1 protein-coding gene is annotated in these 337 nt (G+C 62.3%); it reads left to right on the top strand.

What is annotated here, in order from left to right; genetic code table 11:
- On the top strand, positions 1 to 337 hold a 337-nt coding region (locus AMS65_RS19670; RefSeq protein ID WP_394324710.1), incomplete at both ends, for a thiolase C-terminal domain-containing protein.

The raw sequence follows: 337 nt of genomic DNA, 5'->3' as shown, positions 1-337 counted from the left end.
CTTCATCGCCGAACCGCTGCGACTCTTCGACTACTGCATGATCAACGACGGCGGCGTCGCGATGATCGTCACGACGGCGGAACGGGCGAAGGCCCTGAAGAAGCACCCGGTGCACATCACCGCATCCGCGGGCTCGGGCGATCTGGGTCCGTTCTACACGAAACAGGACTTCTTCCGGGAAGCTTCCGTCGATGTCGCGGCGCGGCTGCGCGCGCAATCCGGCATCGGACCTTCGGATGTGGACCTGGTCGAGATCTACGACAACTTCACCCCGATCATGCTCTTCTCTCTCGAGCACTTCGGATTCGCGCCCCAGGGCGAAGGATGGCAGTTCATC

It is taken from the genome of Leucobacter celer subsp. astrifaciens, from assembly GCF_001273835.1.
In the GTDB taxonomy this organism is placed as follows: domain Bacteria; phylum Actinomycetota; class Actinomycetes; order Actinomycetales; family Microbacteriaceae; genus Leucobacter; species Leucobacter celer.
The sequence above is the reverse complement of the archived record's forward strand: the minus strand, read 5'-3'. Positions and strand labels throughout refer to the sequence as shown.